Genomic DNA, 20,565 nt, shown 5'->3' with positions numbered 1-20,565 from the left:
GCGGCAGCGATGCCGCCCTTTTTTTATTCCCGCACCGCCTGCTGTAGCCAGTCACGAAACTGCGTAATCTCTTCTTCCTGCTGCCGACGACGAATCGTCATCATCCAGGTGGCCCGATCGGCCAGCTCAAATCCCAGCGGCGCGACCAGCGTGCCATTTTTCAGCTCCTGTGTGACCAGCGAACGCGGCGCCATAATAATCCCCAGACCATTGCGTGCCGCCTGAATGCCCAGAGTCAGGTTGTCGAAACGGCGTCCGGCGTCAAAATTGCCCGGCACGCCGCTTTTTGCTGCCCATTCTGCCCAGGCGTAGCGCTTGGTATCCGCATGCAGCAGCGGCAGGGTAAAGAAATCGCTGTGCCCGGCGACGATGGTTGCCAGCTGCGGCGAGCAGAGTGGCCCAATGTAATCATCTTCGATCAGCGTGACGTCGATATCCTGCGCGTGCCCGGCGGTGGCACTGAGGATCAACACGTCAATATCGCCGTTGCGCAGCTGATCGGTATCGCCCAGCGGCAGAAACTGCAGTTCTGTGGTGGGATAGCGGGCATAAAAGCTCGCCAGTCGGGGAATCAACCACTGCGAGAGAAAGCTCGGCGCGCAGGAGAGCCGCAGTCGCCGCACGTCATCGCTACGGATATGCTCACAGATGCGCGTCAGCTCGCCAAACGCGCTGTGGCAGCTCAGCAGCAGGGTTTCACCCTTAGCCGTCAGCCGCACGCCGCCGTTAATACGCAGGAACAGGGGCTTGCCCATCCAGGCTTCAAGCTGGCGGATCTGATGGCTAATAGCGCTGTGTGTTACGTTCAGTTTTTGCGCCGCCAGGCTAAAACTGTTACAGGCCGCAGCCTGATGGAAGTAGTAAAGCGCCCGAAGAGAAGGCAGTCCGGCCATCGTTGCCTCCTGTAAGAAATACTCACAGGGATTGTTCATTTATATCAATTTAATGTCCAGCCACGTTCACCTAACCTGAGGTACAGATATTGGCAGGTTGACGTGCCCTTCGGGCTGTGCGTTGCCATTCGGCGAAGGAATGCCCTGATGAAAATAACGGTCGCACGTCATGCACACCCGATCAGATAAAACGCTCTCCGCGCGACATCGCGAGAAACAATGCCATCAGCTGCGCCTGCAACTGTCCCGTCTCTACAAGCTGGATCGCTTTGATCTGTTTTTCATGCCTTCGCAGCGCGTTGCCCGTCTAATCCTTTCTCAGCTGATGATTCGTCAGGAAGCCATGAATCGTCAGCGGCGCCAGTTCACCTTTGCCGCCAGCGAACTCCAGCCATCGCCACGTTGCCTGCCGCCGCAGACCGACAGCATCGCGATCATCGAACATGTCAGTCCGCTCAACGGCAAGGTAACGGCGCCTGACGATCACGGCGGGCAAGGGGTAATCGACGCCAGCGAGAGCTTCGCCACGCTGCTGCACGGTGAGCTGGTGGAGCACGGACAGTTGTTCATTACCACACTGGGGAGCCATGCCGCGTTGACCCATTCGCTTGTTCTGGTGGCATTACGTACCTGCGCCTTCAGCACCTGGATGCGTAGTGAACTGCGGCTGTTTGAGCAGTCGCTGGTAAAAGTCACCGCGGTGGAGGCCGCGTTACAGCGTATCGCCAGCCGCGGCTGGCAGCCTTATAACGTCGCGCGGGTCGCGCCCATTTGTCTGGAGCAGCCGTTACTGGTACGTTCGGTCAGCGCGCCCGGCCTGCCCTTTAGCTGCATCCCGTTGACGCCAGCGTGGGGCAGTGCACTGGCCTTGTCGTCTGGCGACGGCTTCTATTGCCGCGAGCGCGGCTTGTTGCATTTGGCTGCCAGCGCGCGCGGCGACGGCAGCCAGCCGGTAACAATGACAGAAGCGCTGACGCAGCGTCTGCAACGGCTGTTACTGGCGGCTGCGCGTTAGCCAGGATTCTGAAAAAAGGCGCTTCGTCCGCTTAAGGCTGGCAATTCGCTAAAAAGGTGGCGATCATGGCATGCAATGGCCGCTAATCGGGCCTTTCTTGCTGGGCGCAGCCGCTATCCGCTTCCTTGTGGAGAGCGGGCCATAATGGTATGTTCTTGGCCTTCGCAGTTTTACACATGCTATTCGCAAGGGGATTTACGCAATGCGTATTATTCTGCTCGGCGCTCCGGGCGCAGGTAAGGGCACTCAGGCTCAGTTTATTATGGAGAAATACGGTATTCCGCAGATCTCTACTGGCGACATGCTGCGTGCAGCGGTCAAGGCGGGCACGGAGCTCGGCAACCAGGCTAAAGCGATCATGGATGCCGGTAAACTGGTCACTGATGAGCTGGTTATCGCGCTGGTTAAAGAGCGCATTGCGCAGGACGATTGCAAGTCAGGTTTCCTGCTTGATGGTTTTCCACGCACCATTCCACAGGCCGACGCTATGAAAGAGGCGGGCATCAAGGTGGATTACGTACTGGAGTTTGCCGTACCGGATGAACTGATTGTCGATCGTATCGTGGGTCGTCGCGTCCATGCGCCGTCTGGCCGTGTCTATCACGTCAAATTTAATCCGCCGAAAGTGGAAGGTAAAGATGACGTCACCGGCGACGAGCTGACCACGCGTAAAGACGATCAGGAAGAGACCGTGCGTAAACGCCTGGTGGAATACCACGAGATGACCGCACCGCTGATCGCTTACTACAGCAAAGAAGCGGCCGCAGGCCATACCGCGTACCACAAAATTGATGGCACGCGTAAAGTCACCGAAGTGAGCCAGGAACTGGCACAGATCCTCGGTTAATTTCAAAAAGGGGCCGCTCTGGCCCCTTTTGCAGCAATTGCTTTTCCCGTCGTGGTTTTCCGCTACAATCCCTCTGGTTTTTACTTATCCTGTTCTGCCGAAAGGAGTTTGACTTTGAGGCTCGATAAACCCGGCGTTCTGCTGGTCAACCTGGGCACGCCTGATGCCCCGACATCCGCTGCCGTTAAACGTTATCTGAAACAATTCCTCAGCGATCCGCGCGTGGTCGATACGCCACGCTGGCTGTGGTGGCCGCTGCTTAACGGCGTGATTCTGCCGCTGCGTTCGCCTCGCGTGTCAAAACTCTACGCGTCGGTCTGGATGGACGAAGGTTCACCGCTGATGGTTTACAGCAAGCGTCAACGCGAGAAACTGGCGGCGCGGCTCGATATGCCGGTGGCGCTGGGCATGAGTTACGGTAATCCCAGCCTGAAAAGCGCGGTCGACAGCCTGATGGCGCAGGGTGTAACGCGCCTAATCGTGCTGCCGCTTTATCCGCAATTCTCCTGTTCAACCGTGGGTGCGGTCTGGGACGGATTGACCGAGGTGTTCCGCGGTTATCGCTCGCTGCCGGACGTGCAGTTTATTCGCGATTACGCTGAACATCCGCGTTACATCGCCGCCCTGAAATCATCGGTCGAGCGCTCTTTTGCAAAGCATGGTCAGCCCGACCTGCTGGTGATGTCATTCCACGGTATCCCGCAGCGCTTTGCCAACGAAGGTGATGACTATCCGATACGTTGCAAAGATACCTTCGCGGCGCTGACGCAGGCGCTGGGTCTGCCTGCCGACAGAGTGATGATGACCTTCCAGTCTCGCTTTGGCCGCGAGCCCTGGCTGATGCCTTACACCGATGAAACCTTGGGTGGCCTTGGCGCCAAAGGCATCAAGCATATTCAGGTCATGAGTCCGGGCTTTGCCGCTGACTGTCTGGAGACGCTGGAAGAGATCAGCGAAGAGAACTGCGAAATCTTCCTCAAAGGCGGCGGCGAGAAGTTCGAATACATTCCGGCGCTGAATGATGATGATGAACATATCGAGATGATGCTCGATCTGGTCAATGCGCAACGCTGAAAGCACGGGCAGAGAGTGATATCATTCTCTGCCTGATTTCTGCTGAAGCGCCCACACCTGATGAAATTTCCCGGTAAACGTAAATCCAAACACTATTTCCCCGTTAATGCCCGCGATCCGCTGCTGCACGCTCAGGTTGAAAATGAGCAGGGCAGTAGCTGGATAGTGGGCATCGATCAGACACTGGTCGATATTGAAGCCAAAGTCGACGATGAGTTTGTGCATCGTTATGGCCTGAGCGCCGGGCACTCGCTGGTGATTGAAGATGATGTCGCCGACGCGCTCTATCAGGAGCTGGTGGATAAGCAGCTGATTACCGATCAGTTCGCGGGCGGCACCATTGGTAACACGCTGCATAACTATTCGGTACTGGCCGACGATCGCTCCGTGCTGCTCGGCGTGATGTGCAACCACGTGCAGATTGGCAGCTACGCCTATCGCTATCTCTGCAACACCTCCAGCCGCACCGATCTCAATCATCTGCAAGGCGTCGATGGTGCTATTGGTCGCTGTTTTACCCTGATCGGCGACAACGGCGAACGTACCTTCGCTATCAGCCCGGGTTTGATGAATCAGCTGCGTCCGGAAAGTATTCCCGAAGCGGTCATTGCCGGGGCTTCTGCGCTGGTGTTAACCAGCTATCTGATTCGCTGCAAGCCGGGCGAGCCAATGCCGGAAGCCACCATGCACGCCATTCACTGCGCGAAAAAGCATAACGTGCCGGTGGTGCTGACGCTGGGGACCAAATATGTCATTGCCGACGACCCGGGTTTCTGGCGGGCGTTTCTGCGCGATCATGTCTCCATTGTGGCGATGAACGAAGATGAAGCCTGTGAGCTAACCGGCGAAAGCGATCCCCTACTGGCGTGCAATATGGCGCTGGACTGGGTTGATCTGGTGCTCTGCACCGCCGGGCCGAATGGCCTCTATATGGCGGGCTTTACGGAAGAGGCATTTAAACGCAAAACCAATCATCCGCTGCTGCCGGGCGCCATCGCAGAATTTAATCAGTATGAGTTTAGCCGCGCGATGCGCCATCAGGATTGCGAACAGCCGCTGCGTATTTTCTCGCACATTGCCCCCTATATGGGCGGCCCGGAACGTATCCGCAATACCAATGGCGCAGGCGACGGCGCGCTGGCGGCGGTGCTGCACGATATCACCGCCAACAACTTCCATCGTTCCAACGTGCCGAACTCCAGTAAGCATGCGCGCAGCTATCTGACCTATTCCTCTCTGGCGCAGGTGTGCAAATATGCCAATCGCGTGAGTTATCAGGTGTTGAATCAGCATGCGCCACGGTTAACGCGCGGCTTGCCGGAGCGTGAAGACAGTCTGGAAGAGGCGTACTGGGAACGGTAATGCCAGTGTCAGCCCTTGCCATCACAAGGGCTGATAAAAAAGGGCGATCAGATGGGGCAGGCCTGCACCAGCGGTTTGGTGTCCAGTTCCTGCTGTAGCAGCTTTAGCATGCTGCCGGCGATTTCACGCTCGCCCATAATTACCTGATTGGCACCGCGATCAAAAATATAACTCACTTCGTCGTCGTAATGCGCGCGGGCGATAATCGTTAAATCGGGATATTTTGCCCGTGCGGCAGTGACCACTTCGCCAGATTCATAGCCATTGGGAATGGTGATAATCAGCCAGCGCGCGCAATCGAGCCGCGCCAGCTGCATGGTTTCTGCCCGCGCGGCATTACCCAGCACCGCGCTAATGCCCTGTTCGCGTAGCGCCTCAATGCGCGGCCGGGAATTCTCCACCACCACCATTGGCACTTCGCTTTCAATCAGGCTGATACCCAACAGGCTGCCCACGCGGCCATAGCCCACAATCACCGCATGATTACAGATATCGACCGGAATCTGTTTCTCTTCATCAGCAGGCTCGTCGCCAGCCTGTTCGGCTTTGCTTTCCGCTTTTGCCAGATAGCGCTCCAGCAGTGTGAAAAGAATCGGGTTGAGCATAATCGACAGGATGGCCGCCGCCAGTACCAGATTGCGACCTTCCTCGCTGAGCAGATTAAGAGAGATACCGAGTCCGGCGAGAATAAACGCGAACTCACCAATTTGCGCCAGGCTTACGGAAATGGTCAGCGCGGTGCGGCGCGAATGCCCCAGCAGCGTGACCAGCAGCCAGGCGGCCGCGGATTTGCCGATGACGACAATCACCAGCGCGCCCAGCACCGCCAGCGGCTGCTCTACCAAAATCATCGGATCAAACAGCATGCCGACCGAGACAAAAAACAGCACGGCAAAAGCGTCGCGCAGCGGCAAGGTATCGTGAGCAGCGCGATGGCTCAGTTCTGATTCGTTGAGCACCATGCCAGCAAAGAACGCGCCGAGCGCAAAGGAGACGTCAAAGAACTCCACCGCGCCCAGCGCGATACCCAGCGCCAGTGCCAGCACGGCGAGCGTAAACAGCTCCCGTGAGCCGGTGGCGGCGCTTTTGGCGAGGATCCACGGCACCACGCGGCGTCCCACCACCATCATCAGCACCATAAAGGCGGCCACTTTGCCGATGGTCAGCAGCAGATCCCAGGCGAGCAGCGACGCGCTGGCATTGCCCTGTTCCAGCATGCCGGCAATCGCGGGCAGCAGCACCAGCGCCAGCACCATCACTAAATCTTCAACAATTAACCAGCCAATGGCGATCTGACCACGCTGGCTGTCAATCAGTTGCCGCTCTTCCAGCGCGCGCAGCAACACCACGGTACTGGCGGTGGAGAGACAAAGACCAAACACCAGTCCAGTCATGATCGGCCATTCCATGCTCCACGCCAATCCCCATCCCAACAGGGTAGCGACCACTATCTGGGCAATAGCGCCTGGAATGGCGATCGCTTTCACCGCCATCAGATCTTTCATCGAAAAGTGCAGGCCAACGCCAAACATCAGCAGGATAACGCCGAGTTCTGCCAACTCTGGCGCCAGGTTGGTATCGGCAACAAAGCCCGGGGTAAAGGGGCCCGCCAGCACGCCCGCCAGCAAATAACCGACCAAAGGAGAAATGCGCAGACGTTGTGCCAGCATGCCCAGCACGAAGGCGAGAACCAGGCCACCAACAATGGTGGTAATGAGCGGTGTGGTGTGATGCATGCCAGTCTCCTTGTGAGTAATTGTGTCCGGTTGTAACCATTAAGTGTATGGCAAAAATAGCCATACCGTTTAAAAATTTACCGTTAAACTACAAAAAAGAGGTATCTGGTCAAGACACTGGATGGAACACGCCTTTTTTGTCAGTTATCTCTTTAAAAAGGCCAGTAATCGAGGGTTATTGCCACGCGGCGAAAGCAGATTTCCCTGCGGGAATGTCGTCAATTACTATAAACGAAGCCTGATAATGACGATGAGAGCACGATTTCCCTGACGCTGCACTGAATGCATTGCCCGATGATTGAGGCTTTTCGCCGCGTTGCAAAATGCGACATAATCGGTGCCAGCCCCTTTCCGGGTGTAGATAAAACACCGATTCCTGCTGGTCTCAGGCGGGACTGCCTGTCGCCACTGACAAGGAGATTGCTTTGCCATTCGCTAAAAAAACCGTTCTGGGTACGTTGCTGCTGTCGCTGCTTGCCGTTCCGGGCCTGTCACAGGCCTTTGAAAAAGATCGCAGCTACCGTTTCACGGTATTGCACACCAACGATCATCATGGCCGCTTCTGGTACAACGAGCGGGGCGAATATGGTCTGGCGGCGCAAAAAACGCTGATGGACAGCCTGCGTTATGACGTACAGGCCAAAGGTGGCGGGGCGCTGATTCTGTCGGGCGGCGACATCAATACCGGCGTGCCGGAATCCGATCTGCAGGATGCCGAACCCGATTTTCGCGGCATGAACCTGATTGGTTATGATGCGATGGCCATCGGCAATCACGAGTTTGATAATCCGCTGGCGGTGCTGCGCCAGCAGGAGAAGTGGGCTAAATTCCCGCTGCTGTCCGCCAATATCTATCAGAAAAGCACCGGCAAACGCCTGTTCAAGCCCTATGCCATCTTCAACCGCATGGGACTGAAAATTGCCGTTATCGGCCTGACCACCGATGACACGGCGAAAATCGGCAATCCGGAATACTTTACTGACATGGAGTTCCGCAAGCCTGCTGCGGAAGCGAAGGCGCTGATTGAAACCCTGCGTGCCACCGAAAAGCCTGATGTGATTATTGCTGTCACCCACATGGGGCATTACGACAACGGTAATCACGGTTCCAATGCGCCTGGCGACGTGGAAATGGCGCGTGAGCTGCCAAAGGGCTACCTCGACATGATTGTCGGTGGCCACTCCCAGGACCCGGTTTGCATGGCCAAAGAGAACGTTAAGCAGGCTGACTATGTGCCCGGTACACCGTGCGAGCCCGATCGGCAGAACGGCACCTGGATCGTGCAGGCGCACGAGTGGGGCAAGTATGTGGGTCGTGCCGACTTTACCTTCCGCAACGGTGAGCTGACGCTGGAGCACTACGCGCTGGTGCCGGTGAACCTCAAGCACAAGGTGAAAAACAGCAGCGGCAACGACGAGTGGGTTAACTACGAAGCGGAAATTCCAAAAAATACCGCCATGATGAAGCTGCTGACGCCATTCCAGAAAAAGGGTGAGGCGCAGCTGAATGTGAAAATTGGTAGCGTTAATGGCCGCCTGGAAGGGGATCGCAACAAGGTGCGCTTTGTGCAAACCAATATGGCGCGGCTGATTCTGGCCGGACAGATGGCGCGTACCGGCGCGGATTTTGCCGTAATGAGCGGCGGCGGCGTGCGTGATTCGATTGAATCCGGTCCGATCACCTACAAAGATGTGCTCAAGGTGCAGCCGTTTGGCAACACGCTGGTTTACGTGGATATGAAAGGCAGCGAGATCGCCCGTTATCTGGCGGTGGTGGCAAACAAGCAGGTCGATTCGGGTGCCTATGCGCAGTTTGCCAACGTCAGCCTGGTGGCCGATGGCACCACGGTCAGCGATATCAAAATCAAAGGTGAGCCGCTGCAACAGGATAAAACCTATCGTATGGCGACGCTGAGTTTTAATGCCACCGGCGGCGATGGCTATCCGCCGCTGAATCAGCTGCCGAGCTACGTAAATACCGGTTTTGTCGATGCTGAAGTGCTGAAACAATATATCGAGAAAAACGCTCCGCTCGACGCTGCGAAATTTGCACCGCAGAACGAGATAGTGCATCTCACCGCAGAGGAAAAAGCGGCGCGCGATAAAGCGCAGCAGCAGAAGAAACGCAGCTATCCAAAGATGATTCTGGCGTGGTTTGGCTGGGACGACGAGTAATCGTGAAACCGGCCGCTGAGGCGGCCGGTTATTGTGATATCAGGCGCGACAATCTTCTTTATTCACCCATTTAACGCGCAGTCGATCCCACATCCAGTTCCACACCATGGTATAGGGCAAAAAGAACAGGAAAAAGCCGATCTCCAGCAGGAAGGCATTCCACAGCGGAATATTCAACATCGCGGCCGCAATCGGCAGGCCAATCAGGATAAAACCGCCCTCAAAGCAGAGCGCGTGAGCCGCGCGCACCAGCCAGCTGCGCGGCTGACCTGGCGGAAACAGTCGGTCGAAGCCAACGTTGTAAATCATATTCCACAGCATCGCGACGGTAGAAAGCATCACGGCCAGCGCGCCCATCTGAAACAGCGGCTTATCCATGATCCAGGCCGCCAGCGGCGCGACGGTAATGAGCGCCACCAGCTCGAAGCCGACGGCGTGGAAAATACGTTCTTTGAATGAACGGGTCTGCATAACATCTCCTTACGGGTAGGCCACTATTATCATCGGCTTTTATGCCAAAATTAAATGAGTTCCCATCGGAAAAAGCGATAGATCACCATGCGATATTCTCCCGAATCCCTGCAGGCATTTGTACAAACCGCTGAAAGTGGATCGTTTTCTGCCGCCGCCCGCGCATTGGGTAAAAGTCAGTCCACCGTTAGCGCAGCGGTAGCCAATCTGGAGATCGATCTGGGCTTCAGCCTGTTCGATCGACGCGGACGCCAGCCAGCGTTGACCGAGGCGGGACAGCGGGCGCTGGCGCAGGTGCGAGAAATTCTGGCCGCCAGCCAGCGGCTGGATGAGTTAGCGGTACGACTGTCGGGCAACATCGAACCGCGTCTGAGCCTGGCGATGTCCGATTTCTGGCAGGCGAACCACCATGAGCAGCTGCTTAATCGTTTTGCCGAGCGCTATCCCGATATCGAATTTGAATGCATGATTGCTGAGGATGAAGATGTGATCGATCTGCTGCAGCAGGGCAGAACGCACATCGGCATTATTCGCAGCCAGGCACAGTTACCCGGCGACATCGCGACCTCGCGGCTCCAGGTGAAGGCGGAAATGGCCATCTGGCTGCATCATCAACATCCGCTGGCCCAGTTGCCGCAGGTTGAGATGACGCAGCTCAGGCCGCTGCGTCAGCTACGGCTCAACACCTGGCTGCAAAACGCCGCGCAACCCGCCGTGGGACGCGTCTGGTCTGCACCCTCGTACTTGCTGCTGCTGGAAATGGCGGAACAGGGATTTGGCTGGAGTATCTTACCGCGCTGGCTGGTGCATCAGTTTGGTCATCAGCTGCTGCACGAGCTGCCGATTAACGGCTGGCCGCAAAGCATCTCGATGGACGCAGTGTGGAACCGCAACCGGCCGCCGGGACCTGCCGGGCGCTGGATGATCGATCGCCTCTGCGCCCAGCGCGCCGATGATTAATCGCGGCGGGCGATATCCGCCAGCGTGGCGTTGAGCAGGCGCGCTAAATCGGCGGGTGCCAGTTCAATATCGAGGCCGCGCTTGCCGCCGGAAATAAACAGCGTGTTAAAGCCGCTGGCCTGCTGGTCAATCACCGTCGGCAGGCGTTTTTTCTGTCCCAGCGGGCTAATGCCGCCCACCAGATAACCGGTAACGCGCTGAGCGATCTCCACGTCAGCCATCTCCGCTTTTTTTGCCGACAGCGCTTTTGCCACTTTCTTTAAGTCGAGCTGGCTGGCTACCGGCGTCACCGCCACCGCGAGGTTTTTGGCATCGCCGTTCAGTGCTACCAGCAGGGTTTTATAAACCTGCAGTGGATCGAGATTGAGCTTGCGCACCGCCTCATCGCCAAAGTGTGTTTCACTGCTGTCGTGCTCATAAGGATGCAGGATAAAACGGACTTTCTGCTTTTCCAGAAGTTTTATTGCCGGTGTCATGATCGTTTTTCAACCTCAGCAGGGCGCAAGGCGCTAAATAATAAGTAGTGGCGAAATTCCAGGCTTTAAGCGACAATCGCCGTCGCTCAACGAGTCTCTCGTTGATGACAACTAAAATTATACAAGAACTCCTCTTTGACAGGCCGATAGCAATATCGGCCTTCTTTTTTACCTGTTTTTCAGCAGATCCAGCAAGTTGCATTCGCCATACAGATGCAGCGCGCCAACCGCTACCACATAGCGGCCTGCGGGCAGCTGCTGCAGAAAATGGCACCAGCGCTGGTTGCGGGCGTTCATCAATACGTCATTCAGCTCGCTGCTGAAGGTGCCAGGTAAGGTCAGTGAGACCTCTTTTGGCGGCGTTTGCATCCACCAGCCGATCATCAGCTGCAACAGGCGGGCGTTGGTATGCCAGTGCTCCAGCGTGTCGCTGAGCAGCGCCAGGCCACCTTCCGGCAGATTTCGCAGCAGCTGCAGCTGCTCTTCCGGACTTTCCAGTTCAATAATCCGTTTTTGCGTGTTGCCGGCGATCTGCAACAGCTGATAGTCGATGCCATATTGCGGACGCAGGCCGAGCCGCTGCGCCTGCTGCGCCTGTAAGGTGAGGGCGATTTGCCAGGCGGGCAGGGTCATAAAGGGCGTGGCGCTCAGGCCGAGCTCGTCGCAGAGACGGGTAAAGTAAGCCAGCTGTTCGTCGGACAGGCGTTCTGATAAGGGGCGATCGGTTTCACGATGGCTGAACGGCGATGCGCCCTGGGTGATATCCGCTTCCACAATCAGCGCATCGGCGCGCTGCAGCTGCTTGATCAGCCCGCCAGGCAGCGGCTGCATATCCTGCGTGCCCATGTGAATGCTGCCGACCAGATGCAGCCGCTGACCGCCAGCCAGCATAATATCGCGCGCTGGCCAGGCATAACTTCGCGGCCAGCGCGCGGCGATCTGCGCAATAAGTTTCTGCAGCACGCTCTCATCCTTCTGTTTTTCCGCAAGATCCCTATGCTAGCGGTTTCGCTGGTGCTTTAACAGGCACGGCAGGCGGCTGAAAACGTAACAGCCGGTTAGCGTTGCTGACCACGGTAACCGAAGAGAGCGCCATCGCCGCTCCGGCGATCACCGGACTGAGCAGCGTGCCGGTCAGTGGCCAGAGCACGCCAGCGGCCAGCGGAATGCCCAGGCTGTTATAGATGAACGCGCCCAGCAGATTCTGCTTCATGTTGCGCAGTGTTGCGTTGGCAATGGCCAGCGCGTCGACAACCGCATGCAGATCCTGGCGCATCAGGGTGATTGCCGCGGTTTCGATGGCGATATCGCTGCCGCCGCCCATGGCGATGCCGACATCGGCCTGCGCCAGCGCTGGTGCATCGTTGATGCCATCGCCGATCATCGCCACTTTCTTGCCCTGCTGCTGTAGCTGCACGATCGCCGCCGCTTTGCCGTCGGGCAGCACATCGGCAATCACCTCATCGATACCGGCCTGGCGGGCAATCGCCTCCGCCGTGGCACGATTATCACCGGTCAGCATCACCAGTTGATAACCGAGCTCACGTAAACGCGCCAGCGCCGCCATGCTCTCTTCGCGCAGCGGATCGCGGATCTCCAGCAGCGCCGTGAGTTTACCGGCCAGCGCCAGCAGCACCGGCGTGGCACCGCGCTGGGCCATGCGGTCGATTTCTGCCTGCGCCGGGCCGATATCCACCTGCTGCTCAGCCATCAGCGCCGCGTTACCGAGTAAAATCAGCTGGCCGTCGAGTTCACCGCTGACCCCTTTCCCGGCATGCGTGCGGAAACGCGTGACCGCGGGCAGGGCGCCTTGCACATCGGCGGCGGCGATAATGGCGTGCGCCAGCGGATGGCGGGAACCCTGCTCCAGCGCCGCTGCCAGCCGCAGCAGCCGGGCATCGTCGCTCTGGCCGCTGAGATTCACCAGCTGGGTCAGGCGTGGTTTACCTTCGGTCAGCGTACCGGTTTTATCGAATACCAGCGTATTGAGTTGGCTGGCCTGCTGTAGCGCATCGGCATCGCGCACCAGAATGCCCAGTTCGGCCGCGCGACCGACGCCGGAAATAATCGACATTGGCGTGGCCAGCCCCAGCGCACACGGACAGGCGATGATCAGCACCGTGGTGGCGATGACCAGTGTGTAGATCATTTGCGGTGCCGGGCCAAAGAGATACCAGACGGCGGCACTGATCAGCGCAATGGCGACCACCACCGGCACAAACACCGCGGAAATACGATCCGCCAGCTGGCCCAGCGCCGGTTTGCTGCTTTGCGCCTGACGCACTAGCTGAATAATGCGCGCCAGAGTGGTGTTTTTACCGGTGGCCTGAGCGGTAAAAATCACGCTGCCATCCTGCAATAGCGTACCGGCATACAGCGTAGCACCTACGGTTTTACGCTGTGCGGCGGCCTCACCGGTCAACATCGCCTCATCAAGCCAGCCTTCGCCTTCCACAATTTCGCCGTCGACCGGCACCCGATCGCCGGTTTTAAGGCGAAGTCGCATGCCGGTACGCACCTCGCTGACCGGCAGCGTTTCGTCACCGCGATCGGTAACCTGCTGTGCCGTCGCGGGGGTTAAATCAAGCAGGCGTTCCAGCGCCTGTGACGAGCGCGCCCGTGCCCGCTGCTCCAGCGCATGGCCAAGATTGATCAGACCGATAATCATCGCGCTGGCTTCAAAATAGAGGTGCCGCGCCTGCGGTGGAAACACATCAGGCCAGATTGCCACGCTCATCGAATAGAGCCAGGCAGCCGCGGTACCGAGCGCTACCAGCGTATCCATGGTGGCACTGCGGTTCAGCAGGCTGCGCCAGGCGTTGCGGTAAAAATGGCCACCGGCTATCACCATTACCAGCAGCGTAGCGACCCCGACCGTCAGCCAGCCGGTGCGGTTACTGCTGGTGAGCTGCATATTGTCGCCAAACAGGCCGTACACCATCAGCGGCACGCCCAGCGCCAGCGCCAGCGCTGACTGCCAGCGAAAGCGGCGGGTAGCGCGCTGCGCGCTCAGCTGCTGCTTTTCACGGCGGCGCTGATCGTCATCGACCACTTCTGCGTCGTATCCCGCCTGTTGTACCGCCGCGACCAGGCGCTGCGGCGACACCTCGCCGATCACCAGCGCGCTACGGTCGCCGAGGTTAACGCGTGCCTGCTGTACGCCGCTTACGCCTTGCAGCGCACGCTCAACCCGGCTGACGCAGCTGGCGCAGCTCATGCCTTCAATCAACAACTGATGGCCATGCTGATCTGCCGGAAGCTCGCTGTTCTCCGCTGTCAGCGCTTCCGGCTGAGGTTCTGATTCTGGCAACGGATCAGCCTTTGGGTGTGCAGGCGCCGCGTGATAACCAGCCGCTTCCACGGTGGCAATCAGCGCCTCAACCGGTGCCTCACCGCTGACCTGCGCATCGGTGATCGTGACCTCGGCATGGGTTACGTCATTGCGCTGTTCAAGCGCCTCTTTAACGCGTTTAACACAGTGGCCGCAGGTGAGGCCCTCTAATGCCAGTGATATTGTCTGTGACATAGCTATCGCTCCTGTGAGGCCGGTTTGACCCGGCAGAAAATATCGATTAGTTATAGAGCGTAAACCTTCCATCAAGGGGAAGGTCAAGTGTCTGCTCCCGACAACGCACAATGTATTCAGCTCAGAACAACGGAACACACAGTATGAACATCAGCGATGTGGCGAAGAAAACTGGCTTAACCAGCAAGGCGATCCGTTTTTATGAAGAGAAAGGGCTGGTCACGCCGCCGTTGCGCAGTGAGAACGGCTATCGCAGCTATACGCCACAACATATCGAAGAATTAACCCTGCTACGGCAGGCGCGGCAGGTGGGGTTTAATCTGGAGGAGTGTGGCGAGTTAATCAGCTTATTTAATGATCCTGCGCGTCACAGTGCCGATGTTAAAGCGCGCACGCTGCAAAAAGCTGCCGAAATTGAAGCGCATATCACTGAATTACACGCGATGCGCGAGCGGTTGCTGGCGCTGGCAGCGGTATGTCCGGGCGATGACGGCGCCGAATGCCCGATTATTAAACAGCTTGCCGGTGGCTGCCGTTAAGCCGGGCAGAACAGCGGGCCGCGGAAACGGCCCGCGTCGCACTCAGTAGAGCAACGAGTAAAGCTGACGACGGTACTTAGCCGCCAGCGCATCGCCGGTGCCCAGCGCCGCGAGGATCTCCTGCAGCATCTTGCGCGCCTGGCCATCCGCCGCGTTAAGATCCTTCTTCAGGAAGCCCATCAACAATTCCAGCGCCTCTTCATTACGGCCAACATGATGCAGCTGTAGCGCCAGCTTGGCGGCCAGATCGGCATTGTCCGGCTGCTCGCTCATTTGCTGTTGCAACTGCTGGATTTCCGGCGTATCGGCGGCCTGCTTCAGCAGATCGATCTGCGCCATCAGGCTCTGATAACGGGTGTCCTGATCCTGCAAAGGCACCGCGGCCAGCACCGTTTCCGCTTCGTCGCTGCGGTTCAGGGTGATCAATACTTCGGCCAGCAGAAAGCCGATCTCCGACGCCTGGTTGCTCAGCTGCCAGGCCTCTTTCAGCAGCGGCAGTGCCTCCAGCGGCTTGCCTTCCTGCATCAGCGCCATCGCTTCCTGCGCTTTCATCTCTTCTTCGCGCGGCAGCACTTTTTCCAGCAGCGCACGAATCTGCTCTTCGGGCTGTGGACCCTGGAAGCCGTCAACCGGCTGACCATTCTGGAACAGATACACGGTAGGAATCGCCCGCAGACCAAACTGCGCGGCAACCGCCTGTTCGGCATCACAATCGAGTTTAGCCAGAATAAACTGCCCGGCATATTGCTGCGCCAGACGCTCCAGCACCGGCGTTAACTCCAGGCAGTGTTGACTACGCTCAGACCAGAAGTAGAACAGCACCGGCAGCTGCATCGACTGCTCAAGCGTCTGCTGCAGGTTGGTTTCATTGATATTGATAATAGTGGCTTGTGGTGACATGAGTGTGTCTCTCAGGCTGATGACTGTGTAACGATATGGGGATGGAATAGCCCGCTTCAAGTTCAGTACGTTACCGCAGTTTAGTGGCCACGCAGAATACGATCCAGCATCCAGCCCGGCAGCAGGCGTTTCAGGATAGTCATCGCGTGCGCCACCAGCGTAACCGGATAACGCAGCCGGGGATGCGAACTCTCCAGCGCATGACGTAATTTCGGTAAAATGGCCTCTGGCGGCAGGGTAAAGCGGGCGGCGATGCCGGGATTTTGCACCGGCTTATCCTGCTGTGCCTGGCTGACATTATCGGTAAAACGGGAGTGAATCGGCCCCGGCTCGATCAAGCTGACGCGAATACCGTAGCGGCGTTGCTCCATACGCAGCGCATCGGACCAGGCTTCCAGCGCATATTTGCTGGCAGCATAGGCGCCACGGCCGGGCGTGGAGATCAATCCCAGTACCGAGCTGGTGTTGATAATGCGGCCGTTGCCGCTGGCCTGCAACGCCGGTAACAGCAGCATGGTCAGCTGATGCGTGCCGAAAAAGTTGGTCGAGAACTGCTGCTCCAGCTGCTGGCGGGAAAGGTGCGCCAGCGGCCCATAAACGCCAAATCCGCCGTTATTAAACAGGCCATGCAGGCAGTTATTGGTCAGGGCGATCACCTGTTCCGCCGCCCGGCTCACGCTTTCGGCATCGTCCAGATCGAGTAAAATGCCGCTAAAGCCCTGGTGTTGCATGCGTGCAACATCATCGGGCTTGCGGCAGGCGGCCAGCACGTGGTAGCCACGCGCCTGTAAATCCATGGCGGCCGCCAGGCCAATACCGCTGGAACAGCCGGTAATCAGTACTGATTTTTGCATAACTTTACCTGTCGTCGATCACGGTTATCCGTTACTCGTGTTTTACTAATGGCGCCAGTTCCTGCGCCATTAGTCCGCTAATAAAGGGCTGCGCCGCCGGATTAGGGTGAATACCATCCTGCTGCATCCATTCTGGCTTAAGATATACCTGCTCCATAAAAAACGGCACCAGCGGAATGGCGTACTCTTTAGCCAGCGCCGGATAGATGCCGCTGAACGCTTCAGTGTAGCGACGACCATAATTAGCGGGCAGACGCACCTGCATCAGCAGCGGTTTGGCATCTGCCGCTTTGACCGTGGTAATGATCTTACGCAGATCCTGCTCAATCTGCTGCGGCGGAAAACCGCGTAACCCATCGTTGCCGCCCAGCTCAATCAGCACCCATTGCGGACGATGTTGCTTCAGCAGCGAGGGCAGGCGTGCCAGCCCCTGTGTGGCGGTATCACCGCTGATGCTGGCATTCACCACCGCAGGCTTTTTTTGCCACTTTTCATTCAGCAGTGACGGCCAGGCCGCCGTGGCTGACATGCGATAGCCGGCGCTCAGGCTGTCGCCAAGAACCAGCAGGGTATCAGCCGATGCGCTGCGTGCAAATACCAGCAATAACAACAGGAAAGGGAAATGCCAGCGGAAAACATTGTTGAAGTTCATGGTCTTAGTAAGTCCGTAGGTCAGGGAGAGCATCAGTTAACCATCCTTACCGGAGTTGAGCTGGTTGTCAAACCGGCTGAAACCATCGCCCTGATTGGCGAGTCGGGTTCGGGTAAATCAACGCTGTTGGGTATTCTGGCCGGTCTTGACGACGGCAGCAGTGGCGAGGTGAACCTGTTTGGTCAGCCGCTGCATAACATGGATGAGGAGCAGCGCGCTGCGTTGCGTGCCAGCCAGGTGGGCTTTGTTTTCCAGAGCTTTATGCTGGTGCCGACCTTGAATGCGCTGGAAAATGTCCAGCTGCCGTCGCTGCTGCGCGGTGACGGTGAAAAGCAGAGTCGTCAGCAGGCCACCGAATTACTGACGCAGCTCGGGCTGGGCAAGCGGCTGCATCATCTGCCTGCGCAGCTTTCCGGCGGTGAACAGCAGCGCGTGGCGCTGGCGCGCGCCTTCAGTGGCCGTCCGGGGCTGCTGTTTGCCGATGAACCCACCGGTAATCTCGATCGCAAAACCGGTGAACATATCGTCGATCTGCTGTTCAGCCTTAACCGCGATACCGGCACCACGCTGATTCTGGTGACCCATGATGAGCAACTGGCGGCGCGCTGCGACCGTCGTCTGCGGCTGCGCGACGGCAAGCTGTGGGAGGAAGCATGATCTGGCGCTGGTTCTGGCGCGAATGGCGCTCGCCCTCGCTGCTGATTGTCTGGATGGCGTTGACGCTGGCGGTGGCCTGCGTGTTGGCGCTGGGATCGATCAGCGACCGCATGGAAAAAGGCTTAACCCAGCAAAGCCGTGATTATATGGCAGGCGATCGCACCCTGAGCAGCAGCAGCGAAGTGCCCACCGCATGGCTGCAACAGGCGCGGGAAAACGGCCTGCAGGTGAGCCGTCAGCTAACGTTTATGACCATGACCTTTGCCGATCAGACGCCACAGCTCGCCTCGGTGAAGGCAGTGGACGACAGCTATCCGATGTTTGGTCAGCTGCAAACCGATCCGCCGGGTCAAAAACCGCAGGCGGGCACGGTGCTGGTGGCCGCCCGATTACTGGCACTGCTCAATCTGAAAACCGGCGATGCTATTGACGTCGGCGATGCCACGCTGAAGATCGCCGGTGAGGTGATTCAGGAGCCGGATGCCGGATTTAATCCCTTTCAGACGGCGCCGCGGCTGCTGATGAATCTCAGTGACGTGGCAAAAACCGGTGCCGTTCAGCCCGGCAGCCGCCTGACCTGGCGCTATAAATTCGCCGGTGATGCGCCGCAGCTGGCTGCCTATGACGCGTGGCTGCAACCGAAGCTGAAGCCGGATCAGCGCTGGACCAGCGTCGATAACGCTGACGATGCCCTAGGCCGTTCAATGCAACGTGCCCAGCAGTTCCTGCTGCTTTCGGCGTTGCTGACGCTGATGCTGGCGGTGGCCGCGGTGGCGGTGGCGATGAGCCACTATTGCCGCAGTCGTTACGATCTGGTGGCGATCCTGAAAACCCTGGGTGCTGACCGCGCCGCTATCCGTAAGCTGATCGTCGGCCAGTGGCTGGCGGTGCTGCTGCTGGCTTCCGTCGCTGGCGGGCTGCTGGGCAGCGGGTTTGAGCAGATTCTGATGATCATGCTGCGGCCGGTGCTGCCCGGTCAGCTGCCCGCCGCCAGCCTCTGGCCGTGGGTGTGGGCGATCGGCTCGCTGTTTGTGATCTCGCTGCTGATTGGCCTGCGTCCTTACCGGCTGCTGTTGGCTACCCAGCCGTTGCGTGTGCTGCGCCGCGACATCATCGCGCAGGTCTGGCCGCTGAAAATATATCTGCCGGTGATGGCGATAATTGTGGTGACGCTGCTCGCGCTGCTGGTTGGCGGCAGTAAGCTACTGTGGGCGCTGCTGGGCGGCATTGTTTTGCTGGCGCTGCTGCTTGCCGCGTTGGGGTGGGGCAGTTTACTGTTGCTGCGCCGCGTGTCGGTTCGGCATCTGGCGCTGCGCCTGGCGATCAATCGCCTGCTGCGTCAGCCGTGGACCACGCTCAGCCAGCTGGCCGCCTTCTCGCTGTCGTTTATGCTGCTGGCGCTGCTGTTGGTGATGCGTGGCGATCTGCTCGATCGCTGGCAGCAGCAGTTGCCTGCTGACAGCCCGAACTATTTTTTGCTCAACATGACCGCCGATCAGGTGCCGCAGGTGCAGGCGTTTCTGCAATCGCATCAGGTGAAAGCCGAGCCGTTCTATCCGGTGGCGCGCGTGCGGCTGACCGATATCAATGGTAAAGCCGCCGATCCGGCGCTGGATAACGCCCTTAACCGCGAGCTGAACCTCACCTGGCAGCGCGAACGCCCCGATCACAATCCGTTGGTGGCGGGCGAGTGGCCACCAAAAACCGGCGAAGTGTCGATGGAAGCGGAGCTGGCGGGAAGGTTGGGGGTGGGTCTCGGTGACAGCCTGACCTTTACCGGCGATACCCAGCAGTTCACCGCGAAAATCAGCAGCCTGCGCAAGGTTGACTGGGAGAGCCTGCGGCCTAACTTCTTCTTTATTTTTCCGCCGGGCGCACTCGACGATCAGCCGCAAACCTGGCTGACCAGCTTCCGTCTGGAGAATAATCCGCCGCTGCTGGCGCAGCTCAACCGGCAGTTTCCAACGCTGAGCCTGCTCGATATCGGCAGCATCATGCGGCAGATTGGTCAGGTGCTGGCACAGGTGAGCCAGGCGCTGGAGATCATGGTGGTGCTGGTCACCGCCTGCGGCGTGCTGTTGCTGTTAGCGCAGATTCAGGTTGGCATGCGCCAGCGCCGTCAGGAGCTGGTGGTGTGGCGCACGCTGGGCGCCGGTAAAACGCTGCTACGCGGCACGCTGTGGTGGGAGTTTGCGCTGCTTGGCGGCGTTTCCGGCATTGCGGCGGCGATTGGCGCGGAGGCGGCACTGTGGGGATTACAACGCAAGGTGTTTGATTTCCCGTGGGAGCCCGATCTGACGCTGTGGCTGGCGTTGCCGCTGACCGGTGCCATCCTGCTGTCGCTGTGCGGCGGCTGGCTCGGCGTAAGGCTGCTGAAAGGCAAGGCGCTGTTCCGGCGTTTTGATGGCGCATAAAAAAAGGGCCGCTAG

The 20,565-nt window shown here is 58.4% G+C and carries 18 protein-coding genes; 9 read left to right on the top strand and 9 right to left on the bottom strand.

The window, feature by feature from the left end; genetic code table 11:
* Window positions 1-23 precede the first annotated feature (23 nt).
* Window positions 24-893 (bottom strand): LysR substrate-binding domain-containing protein, encoded by an 870-nt coding sequence (locus ACJY2L_RS11605; RefSeq protein ID WP_439212745.1) that lies wholly within the window; start codon window positions 891-893, stop codon window positions 24-26.
* Between the two features lie 169 nt (window positions 894-1,062).
* On the opposite strand from ACJY2L_RS11605, the gene ACJY2L_RS11600 reads away from it, so the two are divergent.
* The 4 genes from ACJY2L_RS11600 (at window position 1,063) to ACJY2L_RS11585 (ending at window position 5,191) form a co-directional block, all read left to right on the top strand.
* Complete coding sequence (locus ACJY2L_RS11600; protein WP_187486185.1) at window positions 1,063-1,908, top strand: DUF6024 family protein; 846 nt, start codon at window positions 1,063-1,065, stop codon at window positions 1,906-1,908.
* A 202-nt stretch (window positions 1,909-2,110) separates the two neighbouring features.
* Window positions 2,111-2,755, top strand: coding sequence for an adenylate kinase (gene adk, locus ACJY2L_RS11595; protein WP_067428507.1), 645 nt, complete (start codon window positions 2,111-2,113; stop codon window positions 2,753-2,755).
* 114 nt (window positions 2,756-2,869) lie between these two features.
* On the top strand, window positions 2,870-3,829 hold the full coding sequence (gene hemH / locus ACJY2L_RS11590; protein WP_067428510.1) for a ferrochelatase: 960 nt from the start codon (window positions 2,870-2,872) through the stop codon (window positions 3,827-3,829).
* Between the two features lie 60 nt (window positions 3,830-3,889).
* A complete protein-coding gene (locus ACJY2L_RS11585; protein WP_439212746.1) occupies window positions 3,890-5,191 on the top strand; it encodes an inosine/guanosine kinase in 1,302 nt (433 codons plus the stop codon).
* 47 nt (window positions 5,192-5,238) lie between these two features.
* Here the strand turns inward: ACJY2L_RS11585 and ybaL are convergent, their stop codons facing one another.
* Window positions 5,239-6,927: a YbaL family putative K(+) efflux transporter gene (gene ybaL, locus ACJY2L_RS11580; RefSeq protein ID WP_439212747.1), complete on the bottom strand. Its 1,689-nt coding sequence runs from the start codon at window positions 6,925-6,927 to the stop codon at window positions 5,239-5,241.
* Window positions 6,928-7,376: 449 nt separating this feature from the next.
* Between ybaL and ushA the strand changes: the two genes are divergently transcribed.
* Window positions 7,377-9,101: a bifunctional UDP-sugar hydrolase/5'-nucleotidase UshA gene (ushA, locus tag ACJY2L_RS11575; protein WP_439213088.1), complete on the top strand. Its 1,725-nt coding sequence runs from the start codon at window positions 7,377-7,379 to the stop codon at window positions 9,099-9,101.
* A 39-nt stretch (window positions 9,102-9,140) separates the two neighbouring features.
* Here the strand turns inward: ushA and ACJY2L_RS11570 are convergent, their stop codons facing one another.
* Complete coding sequence (locus ACJY2L_RS11570) at window positions 9,141-9,572, bottom strand: multidrug/biocide efflux PACE transporter (protein ID WP_067428522.1); 432 nt, start codon at window positions 9,570-9,572, stop codon at window positions 9,141-9,143.
* An 87-nt stretch (window positions 9,573-9,659) separates the two neighbouring features.
* Here ACJY2L_RS11570 and ACJY2L_RS11565 point away from each other — a divergent pair, with 87 nt between their 5' ends.
* A complete protein-coding gene (locus ACJY2L_RS11565) occupies window positions 9,660-10,532 on the top strand; it encodes a LysR family transcriptional regulator (RefSeq protein WP_439212748.1) in 873 nt (290 codons plus the stop codon).
* On the opposite strand, the gene ybaK is transcribed toward ACJY2L_RS11565, so the two are convergent.
* The 3 genes from ybaK to copA all read right to left on the bottom strand — a co-directional run bounded on the left by ybaK (window position 10,529) and on the right by copA (window position 14,534).
* Window positions 10,529-11,008 carry a Cys-tRNA(Pro)/Cys-tRNA(Cys) deacylase YbaK gene (gene ybaK / locus ACJY2L_RS11560; protein ID WP_439212749.1) on the bottom strand — a complete coding sequence of 160 codons (480 nt, stop codon included), beginning with the start codon at window positions 11,006-11,008 and terminating at the stop codon, window positions 10,529-10,531. The genes ACJY2L_RS11565 and ybaK overlap by 4 nt on opposite strands.
* A gap of 168 nt (window positions 11,009-11,176) precedes the next feature.
* Window positions 11,177-11,971, bottom strand: a complete 795-nt coding sequence (locus tag ACJY2L_RS11555; protein WP_067428531.1) for a TraB/GumN family protein — start codon at window positions 11,969-11,971, stop codon at window positions 11,177-11,179.
* Window positions 11,972-12,002: 31 nt separating this feature from the next.
* Window positions 12,003-14,534: a copper-exporting P-type ATPase CopA gene (gene copA / locus ACJY2L_RS11550; RefSeq protein ID WP_439212750.1), complete on the bottom strand. Its 2,532-nt coding sequence runs from the start codon at window positions 14,532-14,534 to the stop codon at window positions 12,003-12,005.
* Between the two features lie 143 nt (window positions 14,535-14,677).
* Between copA and cueR the strand changes: the two genes are divergently transcribed.
* Window positions 14,678-15,073, top strand: coding sequence for a Cu(I)-responsive transcriptional regulator (cueR, locus tag ACJY2L_RS11545; RefSeq protein WP_067428536.1), 396 nt, complete (start codon window positions 14,678-14,680; stop codon window positions 15,071-15,073).
* A 42-nt stretch (window positions 15,074-15,115) separates the two neighbouring features.
* Here the strand turns inward: cueR and ACJY2L_RS11540 are convergent, their stop codons facing one another.
* From ACJY2L_RS11540 to tesA, 3 genes are all read right to left on the bottom strand, one after another.
* Window positions 15,116-15,973, bottom strand: coding sequence for a co-chaperone YbbN (locus ACJY2L_RS11540; RefSeq protein ID WP_067428541.1), 858 nt, complete (start codon window positions 15,971-15,973; stop codon window positions 15,116-15,118).
* Window positions 15,974-16,053: 80 nt separating this feature from the next.
* Entirely contained in the window at window positions 16,054-16,827 is a 774-nt protein-coding gene (locus tag ACJY2L_RS11535; RefSeq protein WP_439212751.1) for an SDR family oxidoreductase, read from the bottom strand.
* 31 nt (window positions 16,828-16,858) lie between these two features.
* Complete coding sequence (tesA, locus tag ACJY2L_RS11530) at window positions 16,859-17,479, bottom strand: multifunctional acyl-CoA thioesterase I/protease I/lysophospholipase L1 (protein ID WP_209500368.1); 621 nt, start codon at window positions 17,477-17,479, stop codon at window positions 16,859-16,861.
* Between tesA and ybbA the strand changes: the two genes are divergently transcribed.
* Window positions 17,450-18,136 carry a putative ABC transporter ATP-binding protein YbbA gene (gene ybbA, locus ACJY2L_RS11525; protein ID WP_067435185.1) on the top strand — a complete coding sequence of 229 codons (687 nt, stop codon included), beginning with the start codon at window positions 17,450-17,452 and terminating at the stop codon, window positions 18,134-18,136. The genes tesA and ybbA overlap by 30 nt on opposite strands.
* The gene (ybbP, locus tag ACJY2L_RS11520) at window positions 18,133-20,550 is read left to right on the top strand and encodes a putative ABC transporter permease subunit YbbP (RefSeq protein ID WP_439212752.1); all 2,418 of its coding nucleotides are present in this window, start codon (window positions 18,133-18,135) and stop codon (window positions 20,548-20,550) included. Before ybbA ends, ybbP begins: the two co-directional genes overlap by 4 nt.
* Window positions 20,551-20,565: the final 15 nt, after the last annotated feature.

The organism is Duffyella sp. Ts4 (genome assembly GCF_051851875.1).
In the GTDB taxonomy this organism is placed as follows: Bacteria; Pseudomonadota; Gammaproteobacteria; order Enterobacterales; family Enterobacteriaceae; genus Duffyella; species Duffyella gerundensis.
Note: the sequence above shows the minus strand (reverse complement) of the source record. Positions and strands in the feature narration are given on the sequence as shown.

Bases quoted from the DNA above. Each gene is read 5' to 3' on its own strand.
- ACJY2L_RS11600 (WP_187486185.1), top strand. From the start codon at position 1,063: ATGCACACCCGATCAGATAAAACGCTCTCCGCGCGACATCGCGAGAAA.
- ybaL (WP_439212747.1), bottom strand. From the start codon at position 6,927: ATGCATCACACCACACCGCTCATTACCACCATTGTTGGTGGCCTGGTT.
- ACJY2L_RS11540 (WP_067428541.1), bottom strand. From the start codon at position 15,973: ATGTCACCACAAGCCACTATTATCAATATCAATGAAACCAACCTGCAG.
- ACJY2L_RS11585 (WP_439212746.1), top strand. From the start codon at position 3,890: ATGAAATTTCCCGGTAAACGTAAATCCAAACACTATTTCCCCGTTAAT.
- ybaK (WP_439212749.1), bottom strand. From the start codon at position 11,008: ATGACACCGGCAATAAAACTTCTGGAAAAGCAGAAAGTCCGTTTTATC.
- ybbA (WP_067435185.1), top strand. From the start codon at position 17,450: ATGCCAGCGGAAAACATTGTTGAAGTTCATGGTCTTAGTAAGTCCGTA.
- ACJY2L_RS11535 (WP_439212751.1), bottom strand. From the start codon at position 16,827: ATGCAAAAATCAGTACTGATTACCGGCTGTTCCAGCGGTATTGGCCTG.
- tesA (WP_209500368.1), bottom strand. From the start codon at position 17,479: ATGAACTTCAACAATGTTTTCCGCTGGCATTTCCCTTTCCTGTTGTTA.
- ACJY2L_RS11565 (WP_439212748.1), top strand. From the start codon at position 9,660: ATGCGATATTCTCCCGAATCCCTGCAGGCATTTGTACAAACCGCTGAA.
- copA (WP_439212750.1), bottom strand. From the start codon at position 14,534: ATGTCACAGACAATATCACTGGCATTAGAGGGCCTCACCTGCGGCCAC.
- ACJY2L_RS11605 (WP_439212745.1), bottom strand. From the start codon at position 893: ATGGCCGGACTGCCTTCTCTTCGGGCGCTTTACTACTTCCATCAGGCT.
- ybbP (WP_439212752.1), top strand. From the start codon at position 18,133: ATGATCTGGCGCTGGTTCTGGCGCGAATGGCGCTCGCCCTCGCTGCTG.
- ACJY2L_RS11570 (WP_067428522.1), bottom strand. From the start codon at position 9,572: ATGCAGACCCGTTCATTCAAAGAACGTATTTTCCACGCCGTCGGCTTC.
- adk (WP_067428507.1), top strand. From the start codon at position 2,111: ATGCGTATTATTCTGCTCGGCGCTCCGGGCGCAGGTAAGGGCACTCAG.
- cueR (WP_067428536.1), top strand. From the start codon at position 14,678: ATGAACATCAGCGATGTGGCGAAGAAAACTGGCTTAACCAGCAAGGCG.